The organism is Kribbella sp. (genome assembly GCF_035655035.1).
Classification (GTDB): Bacteria; Actinomycetota; Actinomycetes; order Propionibacteriales; family Kribbellaceae; genus Kribbella.
In genome coordinates, this window is sequence record NZ_DASRVN010000274.1 from 1 (window position 1) to 6756 (window position 6756).

Here is a 6756-nt window from a genome sequence, read left to right on the forward strand (position 1 = left end):
GGGATCAAGGTCACCTACACGCAGATCCCGTTCGACCAGTTCAACGCCACCATGCAGCAGCGGCTGAGCGCGAAGGACGCCGGGATCGACGTCTACACGGTCGACGAGCCGCGGGTCTCGCAGCTCGCCGCGAAGGGGTTCCTCACCGATCTCAGCGACCTCGACGCGAAGGTGAAGACGTCGTTCAGCGCGGCGGCCTACAAGACCAACCACTTCCGCGACAAGCTCTGGTCGCTGCCGATGTGGAACTCGACGCAGTACCTCTTCTACAACAAGACCGCGCTCGCGAAGGCGAAGGTGACGCCGCCGACCGCGGATCCGCAGCAGCGCTGGACGTGGGAGCAGGTCGAGGCGGCCGGCCGGAAGAGCATGCAGGCGGGCGGTACGAAGTACGGCCTGTTCATGGAGCAGCCGGAGGCGTACTACCAGCTGCAGCCGCTGGCCGAGTCGCTCGGCGGCGGCTCCGGGATCGAGGGCGCGGACGCGCTCACGCCCGCGGTCGAGACCGACGGCTGGAAGAAGGCGATGCAGTGGTACGGCGCCACGTTCGCGAGCGGGCTGTCGCCGCGGGGCATCGGCGGCTTCCAGACCGGACCGGTGTTCTCGAACGGTGACGTGGCGTTCTTCGTCGGCGGGCCGTGGGACCTGAAGATCTTCGGAAGCTCGAAGATCGACTGGGGCGTGGCGCCGCTGCCGTACTTCCAGGGCGGCAAGCCGGTCACCCCGACCGGGTCCTGGTCGCTCGGCATCAACCCGGCCTCGAAGCAGCAGGGGATGGCCCGCAAGTTCGCCGAGTTCGCGACGCTGGACCCGGCCGGCAACCTGGCCACGACCAGTACGACGACGATCATCCCGGCGAACGTCGACGCGCGGAAGCAGTACACCCCGAAGATGGACGCGTTCTCCGGTGCGAAGACGGCCGGCGCCGCGGCGATCACGACGTACGAAAGTGAGCACACCGCGGTCTCGCGGCCGGTGAGCGTCGGGTACATCCAGTTCGAGGAAGTGATGGGCAAGGCCTTCGCGGACATCCGCAACGGGACCAACTCGGACCAGCGGTTGCAGCAGGCCACCCAACAGCTCAACGAGGCCTGGAAGACCATTAAATGAAACAGCGGCAGGGGCTGATCGCCCTGGCCTTCCTGGCGCCCGCGCTGGTGTGTCTCGCCGTACTGCGGATCGTTCCGGCGATCTCCGCCGTGGTGGAGAGCTTCTACACGGAGAGCCTGTTGCGCGGCGGCCGGGTGTTCACCGGGCTGAGCAACTACACGGACCTGCTGGGCAGCAAGGACTTCCGGCAGTCCGTCGGTGTCACGTTGCTCTTCACCGTGCTGGTCAACCCGATCCAGGTCGTGGTCTCGTTCCTGCTCGCGGTGCTGTTCACCCAGAAGGCGGCCGGGTCGAAGCTCTGGCGGACGTTGGTGATCCTCCCGATCGCCACGCCGCCGGCCGTGTCGGCCGTCATCTGGAGCGTCATCTACCGCCCCGACGGTCTCGGGAACGGCGTACTGGCACGCCTCGGCCTGCCGGCGCAGCCGTTCCTCACCTCGCCGAGCCAGGTACTGCCGTCGCTGATCGTGCTGCTGTCCTGGATCGGCGTCGGTTACTGGATGCTGTTCCTGATCGCCGGCATCCAGGAGGTCCCGGTCGAGGTCCGCGAGGCCGCGCTGCTGGACGGCGCCGGCCCGTGGCGGCGGATGATCTCGGTGATCCTGCCGCTGGTACGGCGGCCGCTCGCGTTCGTGCTGGTCGCGGACACGGTGTCGAACCTGCTCGTGTTCGCACCGGTGCAGATCCTCACCAAGGGCGGCCCGAACGGGAACAGCAACCTGCTGATGTACGACGTCTACAACCGGGCGTACGCGATCGGCGACATCCACGTCGCCCAGGCCGAGGTGGTGATCCTGGTCGCGCTGACGCTGGCGATCGTGGCCGGGCAGTTCCGGCTGCTGCGAGGTGACCAGTGAAACGCGTGAGCCTGTCAGTGCTCGGCGGGGTCGTCGGCATCCTGTTCTTCCTGCCGTTGCTCTGGGTCGTGACGAACTCGTTGCGCCCGGGATCCGAGACATTCGCGCAGCTCAACCCGCTGTCCTGGCAGACGTTCTTCGAACTGCGGCCGACGCTCATCAACTACTCGGCCCTGCTCGGCAGCGAGATCGGCCGCGCGACGCTGAACTCGATCCTGGTCAGCGCGCTCACCGTCGCGATCGGGCTGGCGGTCTGCGCGAGCGCGGCGTTCGGGCTGGCGGCGTTCGAGTTCCGCGGCCGCGGGCTCGTGTTCGGCATCGTCGTACTGAGCTTCCTCGTGCCGTTCGACGCGATCGCGATCCCGCTCTCGACGATGTTCCGGGACTGGCACCTGACCAACACGTTCACCGGACTGGTGCTGCCCGGGATCGGCAACGGCATGGCGATCTTCCTGCTCCGGCAGTTCTTCCTGGGCGTCCCGGCCGAGCTGGTCGAGGCCGGCCGGCTGGACGGGCTCGGGTGGTTCGGCGTCTTCCGCTGGATCTACCTGCCGCTGTCCAAGCCCGCCCTGATCGGCGCCGGGCTGATGCTGTTCCTGTTCCAGTGGCAGGCGTACGTGTGGCCGCTGCTGATCGGCACCGACGCGAAGCACATCCTCGGCCCGGTCGCGCTGTCCAACCTGCAAGGCCAGAACTTCACCGACTACGGCCTCGTGTTCGCGGGCGCCGTGGTCCTCACCGTGATCCCGCTGGTGGTCATCGCCGGCTTCCAGCGGTACTTCGTCCAGTCCGTGTCGAGTACCGGGCTCAAGTAAGGAGATACGTGCGATCCCTGATTCTCGATACCGACATCGGCTCCGACGTGGACGACGCGATGGCGCTCGCCCAGCTGCTCGGCAGCCCGGAGATCGACCTCGCCGAGGTGCACACGGTGTACGGCGACACCCGGCTGCGGGCACAGCTCGCCCGGCGGTACGGCGTACTCGCCGGCCGCGAGCTGACCGTCGTACCGGGGCTTGCCGATCCGCTGTCCGGGCGGGAGGTCTGGTGGGCCGGGCACGAAGGCACGCTGCACGACGGGCTCGACGCCGAGACGATCAGTGCGGACCGTACGCCGGAACGGCTGGTCGAGCTGTTGCGGGCGCGTCCCGGTGAGCTGGACGTGGCGGCGATCGGGCCGCTGACCAACATCGCCGCCGCGCTCGCCCTCGAACCGCAGGCGGCGTGGTGGATCCGGCACCTCTGGGTGATGGGTGGATCGTTCGGCGACGACGTCTGCGAGCACAACTTCAAGTCCGACGACGTCGCCGCCCAGGCCGTGCTGTCGTCGGGGATCCCGACCACGATCACCGGGTTGGAGATCACCCGGCAGGTGACGATCGAGAAGGCCCGGCTGGAACGGATCCGGGCGGCGGGTCCGTTGGGCGCGGCGCTCGGGGCCGATATCGAGCAGTGGTGGGCGTTCTGGAACGAGACGTGGAACGTGCCCCACGACCCGGTCGCCGTACTCGCGTTGAGCTGCCCGGAGCTGTTCAGCTTTTCGGAGCTGGGCCGGGTCACGATCACCGTCGGCGGGGAGCAGGCGGGGCACAGTTCGTTCGCGCCGGACGGCGAGGGGACGGTGCGGATCGTCACCGCGGTGGAGGCCGAAGAAGTGGCGGAGGAGATCACGCGGCGGATCGTTGCGGCCGGGACGGCTTACGCTGTCGGGCGTGGGGAGATCGATGGCAACCGCGCGTGACGTCGCGGAACGTGCCGGTACGTCGACCGCGGTGGTCAGCTACGTCTTCAACAACGGGCCGCGGCCGGTGTCGGCGGAGACCCGGCGGCGCGTGCTGGAGGCGGCGGCGGAGCTCGAGTACCGGCCGAACATCCTGGCCCGGGCGCTCAGCGCGGGCCGTACGTACTCGCTCGGGCTGCTGATCCCGCAGATCCGCAACCCGTACTTCGCGACCCTCGCCGAGCACCTGGAGAACTTCGCCCGGCAGCACGACCACCTGTTGCTGATCGGCGACTCGGCGGGCGACCCGGCGCAGGAGTCCGCGCACATCGGGTCGTTCATCGAGCGCAAGGTCGACGGCGTCGTACTCGTCTCGCTGCTCGTCGAGCCGGCCATCCAGCGGTTCGCGGCGGCCGGCGTACCGGTCGTCGCGCTGCACCCGGTGCCGGACGGCGTCATGGTCTCGACGTTGTCGATCGACTACGTCGCGGGCGCCGAGACGTCGGCGGATCACCTGCTGTCCCACGGTTACCGCACCCTCGGCGTCGTCACCGGCCCGGAGGAATCACCCGGTACGGCGGAGCACCGGCGCGGGATCGAGCGCGCGCTGAAGGCGCATCCGCGGTCGAGCGCGCGGTACGTCGCGGCACCGGTCTCCCGGTTCGCGGCGCGGGACGCCGTACGGCCGTGGTTCCAGCAGAAGCGGCCGCCGCGGGCGATCTACTGCTCGACGGACGAGCAGGCGTTCGGCGTACTGTTCGCGGCCTGGGAGGCCGGGCTGCGGGTGCCGGAGGACGTCGCGGTGATGGGGTTCGACGGGACCAGCGAGTGCACGGTCACCATTCCGCCGCTGGCCAGTGTCCGGCAGCCGATCGAGGAAACCGCGCGCCAGGCCGTCGAGCTGCTCCTCGACCGGAGCAAGCCGGCGGCGGCGCGGCACGTGCTCGACTACGAGCTGGTTCCCAGTACATCCTGCGGCTGCACCGAATCCGAGTAGCCTGATGCGATGGCTGTTGAGTTCAACCACACCATCGTCAGTTGCACCGACAAGCAGGCCTCGGCGCACTTCCTGGCCGAGATCCTCGGACTGGGGCAACCGAGCAGCTACGGGCCGTTCGCCGTGGTGCAACTCGCCAACGGCACGTCACTGGACTTCGCCGCCGCCAACGGGCAGGTGCATCGGCAGCACTACGCCTTCCTGGTGAGCGAGGACGAGTTCGACCAGATCCACGGCAGGATCGTCGAGCGCGGCCTGACCTACTGGGCCGACCCGTTCCACCGGCACGAGGGCGAGATCAACACCAACGACAACGGCCGCGGCCTCTACTGGGACGACCCCGACGGCCACAACCTGGAAATCCTCACCGTCCCGTACGGCGGAGCCGCCTAGCGGTTGCCGGTAGGTCCTGCAGTTGTTGAAGGGCGTTCACCGAGCGGCTGGACAATCCGGCGAATGGCAGAGGTACCGGTTTCGAAGGCAGCAGCACAGTTCGTCGACGCCTGGGAGGCGGCCGTCCGGGAGCGGCTGGTGGAGAAGCCACCGCAGCGGTACGACCGGCGGGTGCTGCTCGGCCCGTACGCCTCGCCAGAGAAACACCGCCACGGCCTGCTTGCCGTCGGTACCGGTGGTGGGGACGCCAAGGGACGGATCGACATCGGCGACGGCAAGCGGCTGCACAAGCTCGGCGTGAGCACGAGCTGGCGGCGGGACCGGAGCTGGCCGACTGGTTCGGAGGTTGCCGAGGTGCAGCGGCTCGGCGTCGCACTGAGCCGTGAGCTCAGCGCGGGCGCCGTACGGCCGTACTCGCATGAACCCGAGGATCGGGACGCCCGCAAGCTGGCCGACGCAGTCGGTACGGCGGTCGGCCGGTTCCACTACTCGCACATCGTGACGCACCTGGCGAGCGCGAAGACGATCTCGCCCGAGGTGGAGCAGGCATTACGGAGCGGCAACGACTTCGCGCAGCGCACTCCGAAGGAGCGGCTCGTCGAGGCTTTCGCCGGCACCCTCGACCCGGCGGAACGACGGAACCCGGCGGACGGACGGCTGCTGGATCGCATGCATGCCTCCGAACAGGCCGACAAGGCCAGGGTCGCCGCCGAGATCCTCGTCAACCGTTCGCCGGTCCTCCAGCAGACCGATCCGGCCACCCGGGCAGCGGCGACCGAGCTGCTCCGCGAGGCGATCCGCACCCAGCTCGGTCGCGCCATCGACGACCTGGAGCGACCGGGCGAGTCGCGGACCTCGCGCGAGGAACGTGCCGACGGGCTCGGCCGCCGGATCGGCGAGGACGTCCAGCGGGCTGTCGGCCGGCTGGAGGCCGATGCCGCGCCGGAGCCGGACGCCGAGGTTGCTCGTACGGCCGAGACCGACAGCGCGGTAGCTTCCCGCCTGGCCGGGGACGGTGTGGCTGGTGCGGTCGCGACCGTCCCCGGCGAGACAGGTACGAGCAGTACGGCGGCCGACGCGTCCAAGGCGTCGACCGTCCGCAAGGCAAGTCAGGGCACTACGCTCGGCTGAACGGCAACCGTCGTCACGCGGGTGACGGGGATTCGGTTGTGCTAGGGCCGGACGCGGCTCGGCGTACCGACCAGGCGACGCCGATCAGTACGGCGCCCCAGATGAGGGCTGTGATGCCCAGGAGTACGGCGATGCTGATCGCGCCGGCGCCGGGGTTGGCCGCGAACAGGATGCCGATCAGCAGCGACAGCACGCCGTTCAGGACGAGCAGCCAGCGTGGCATCGGCAGTTGGCTGCCGAACGCGCCGGCGAGCTCGAAGATGCCGCGGACGATCAGCCAGATACCGAGGATCCAGGTCAGCGTGACCGCGGTCATCCCGGGGTGCACGATCGCGAAGAACCCGGCGAGCAGCGCGATCACGCCCAGCACGATCAGCCAGACCCGGCCGCCCTTGGCCTCCGGCTGGAACGCCTGGGCGATCGAGCCGATGCCGTCGGTGAGCGCCCAGATGCCCCACAGCAGCGCGAACGCGATCGCCGTCGAGATCGGCCACGCGATCGCCAGGATTCCGAACACGATGCCCAATGCACCCCGGACGAGCAACATC

Annotated in this window: 8 protein-coding genes; 7 read left to right on the plus strand and 1 reads right to left on the minus strand. The window is 69.1% G+C overall.

Translation table 11 applies throughout. From position 1 onward, the window contains the following. From VFF46_RS15820 to VFF46_RS15850, 7 genes are all read left to right on the plus strand, one after another. Nucleotides 1-1110: sugar ABC transporter substrate-binding protein (locus tag VFF46_RS15820; RefSeq protein ID WP_325037873.1), on the plus strand; the 1110-nt coding region annotated here is incomplete at its 5' end. Then, entirely contained in the window at nucleotides 1107-1967 is an 861-nt protein-coding gene (locus tag VFF46_RS15825; protein ID WP_325037874.1) for a sugar ABC transporter permease, read from the plus strand. The genes VFF46_RS15820 and VFF46_RS15825, both read left to right, overlap by 4 nt. A 5-nt stretch (nucleotides 1968-1972) precedes the next feature. Further along, the gene (locus VFF46_RS15830) at nucleotides 1973-2782 is read left to right on the plus strand and encodes a carbohydrate ABC transporter permease (RefSeq protein WP_325037875.1); all 810 of its coding nucleotides are present in this window, start codon (nucleotides 1973-1975) and stop codon (nucleotides 2780-2782) included. Between the two features lie 8 nt (nucleotides 2783-2790). Then, the gene (locus VFF46_RS15835; RefSeq protein WP_325037876.1) at nucleotides 2791-3708 is read left to right on the plus strand and encodes a nucleoside hydrolase; all 918 of its coding nucleotides are present in this window, start codon (nucleotides 2791-2793) and stop codon (nucleotides 3706-3708) included. Continuing rightward, nucleotides 3692-4684 (plus strand): LacI family DNA-binding transcriptional regulator, encoded by a 993-nt coding sequence (locus VFF46_RS15840; RefSeq protein WP_325037877.1) that lies wholly within the window; start codon nucleotides 3692-3694, stop codon nucleotides 4682-4684. The genes VFF46_RS15835 and VFF46_RS15840 overlap by 17 nt, the downstream gene beginning before the upstream one ends. Nucleotides 4685-4693: 9 nt before the next feature. Next, nucleotides 4694-5077 carry a VOC family protein gene (locus tag VFF46_RS15845; RefSeq protein ID WP_325037878.1) on the plus strand — a complete coding sequence of 128 codons (384 nt, stop codon included), beginning with the start codon at nucleotides 4694-4696 and terminating at the stop codon, nucleotides 5075-5077. A 63-nt stretch (nucleotides 5078-5140) separates the two neighbouring features. Then, complete coding sequence (locus tag VFF46_RS15850) at nucleotides 5141-6208, plus strand: hypothetical protein (protein WP_325037879.1); 1068 nt, start codon at nucleotides 5141-5143, stop codon at nucleotides 6206-6208. Nucleotides 6209-6221: 13 nt separating this feature from the next. Here the strand turns inward: VFF46_RS15850 and VFF46_RS15855 are convergent. After that, on the minus strand, nucleotides 6222-6756 hold a 535-nt coding region (locus VFF46_RS15855), incomplete at its 5' end, for an HdeD family acid-resistance protein (RefSeq protein WP_325037880.1).